Genomic DNA, 2237 nt, shown 5'->3' on the forward strand with positions numbered 1-2237 from the left:
CCGAGAATTGACCCGCCTCATGGATATGATTTGGGTTTGGTCAGATGGTCAAGTCGGTGCTTTCTCCTTTTTGGTTTTTGTGGCCTGGGCCGAGCTGTTCCTGAACCGGAAGCTGTCGTTTCCGGTTTCGAGGATATGGCAGTGATGGGTGAGCCGATCGAGCAGCGCGGTTGTCATCTTGGCGTCTCCAAACACGCTGGCCCACTCGGCAAAGCTGAGATTGGTGGTGATGATGACGCTGGTGCGCTCATAGAGTTTGCTCAGCAGGTGGAAGAGCAATGCCCCTCCTGATGCGCTGAAGGGCAGGTATCCAAGCTCGTCGAGAATGACCAGGTCGGAATGGACGAGCCGATTTGCGATCTGCCCGGCCTTGCCCTGAGCCTTTTCCTGTTCCAGCGCATTGACCAGTTCAACGGTCGAGAAAAAGCGCACTCTCTTGCGGTGATGCTCAATGGCTTGGATGCCCAGGGCTGTGGCGATGTGGGTTTTGCCGGTTCCCGGTCCCCCTACCAAAACGACGTTGTCGCTCTTTTCGATGAAGGCACCGGAATGGAGCTGGCGCACCAGGGCCTCATTGATCTCGCTGCTGGCAAAATCAAAGCCGGCCAGGTCCTTATAGGTTGGAAAGCGTGCAACCTTGAGCTGATAGGCGATCGATCGTGTCTCGCGTTCGGCCATCTCGGCCTTGAGCAATTGGGAGAGAACCGGAACGGCTGCCTGGAAGGCCGGAGACCCCTGTTCAGTGAGTTCGCTGATGGCCTGGGCCATGCCCGTCATCTTGAGGCTCTTGAGCATGATGACCAAAGCTGCGCTTGCCGGATCATGACGCATGGCGCACCTCCTTGTCCCCGCGCAGTGTATCGTAGCGTTCCACATTGGCCTGCGGTTCCTGGCCCAGGGCAAGGGCTTGTGGCGCCTGAACCGGCGCGATCACGGCCGATTTGCCATCAACGAGCCTGTGCAGAAGGTTGAGGACATGGGTCTTGCTGGGCACTCCGGCCTCCAGTGCCATCTCGACCGCCGTGAGCACTGCCTGTTCGTCATGGTGAAGAACCAGGGCCAGGATATCGACCATCTCGCGATCGCCCCCGGGTTTGCTTAGAAGATGGCTCTGTAACTGCCGGAATCCATCGGGCATATCGGCAAAGGGCGCACCATTGCGCAAGGCACCAGGCTTGCGCTGGAGCACGGCCAGATAGTGGCGCCAGTCGTAAACAGTATGCCCGGTTCCATGATGGCGATCGATGATCCGCAAGTGCTCACAGATCGCTTGGCCTTCCGCGACAACGACAATGCGGTCCGGATAGACCCTGACGCTGACCGGCCTGTTGGCGAAAGAAGCCGGCACACTGTAGCGATTGCGCTCCAGGTGGATCAGACAGGTGGGCGAGACCCGCTTGGTGTGTTCGACGAACCCGTCAAAAGCGCGCGGCACAGCCATCAGGAACTGGGACTCGACCCTCCAGGCATCGGCAATGGTGCCCGGCTCGACGCCATGGGCAATCTCTTCCCATAGGGCCTTGCACCGTCGCTCCAGCCAGATGTTCAACTCATCGAGCGAGTTTGCACGTGGCAAGGGCTGGAAAAGCCGGTGCCGCATATCAAGCACGTTCTTTTCCACCAACCCCTTCTCCCAGCCCGCAGCGGGATTGCAGAACTCGGGCTCGAACACAAAGTGACTGGCCATGGCCGAGAACCGGGCATTGACCTGCCGGGCCTTGCCACGCCCGACCTTGTCGACCGCCGTGCGCATATTGTCATAAATGCCCCGACGCGGGATTCCGCCCAGCACGCGGAAGGCGTGATTATGGGCATCAAACAGCATCTCGTGGGTCTGGAGCAGATAGGCCCTTACCGCAAAGGCCCGGCTGTAGCAGAGCTTGAAGTGCGCGATCTGCAGCTTGACCCGCTCGCCCCCGATCAGCGCCCAGTCCTCACTCCAATCAAACTGGAAGGCTTCGCCCGGCTCGAAAGCCAGGGGAACGAAAACGCCACGGCCGGTGGTGTTCTGCTGGCGCTGGAAATCCTCTTTCCAGCGCCGGGCAAAAACCGCCACCCGACCATAGGAACCTTCAAAGCCAAGACTGACCAGATCGGCGTGGATCTGCTTGACCGTGCGCCGCTGCTTGCGCGGCTTGCGGCTCTCAGCCTTCAACCAGCCTGACAGCTTCTCGGCAAACGGATCGATCTTGCTCGGCCGCTCGGGCACCTTGAACTTCGGCTCAACCGTATCGGAC

At 59.8% G+C, this 2237-nt stretch carries 2 protein-coding genes; both read right to left on the reverse strand.

Annotated features, from left to right (window positions below; translation table 11 throughout):
• Window positions 1-48 precede the first annotated feature (48 nt).
• Complete coding sequence (gene istB, locus EO133_RS07105; protein ID WP_090600540.1) at window positions 49-831, reverse strand: IS21-like element helper ATPase IstB; 783 nt, start codon at window positions 829-831, stop codon at window positions 49-51.
• Window positions 821-2237: IS21 family transposase (gene istA, locus EO133_RS07110; protein WP_127071965.1), on the reverse strand; the 1417-nt coding region annotated here is incomplete at its 5' end. The genes istA and istB, both read right to left, overlap by 11 nt.

Source organism: Pelagibacterium lentulum (genome assembly GCF_003992625.1).
GTDB classification, from domain to species: Bacteria; Pseudomonadota; Alphaproteobacteria; order Rhizobiales; family Devosiaceae; genus Pelagibacterium; species Pelagibacterium lentulum.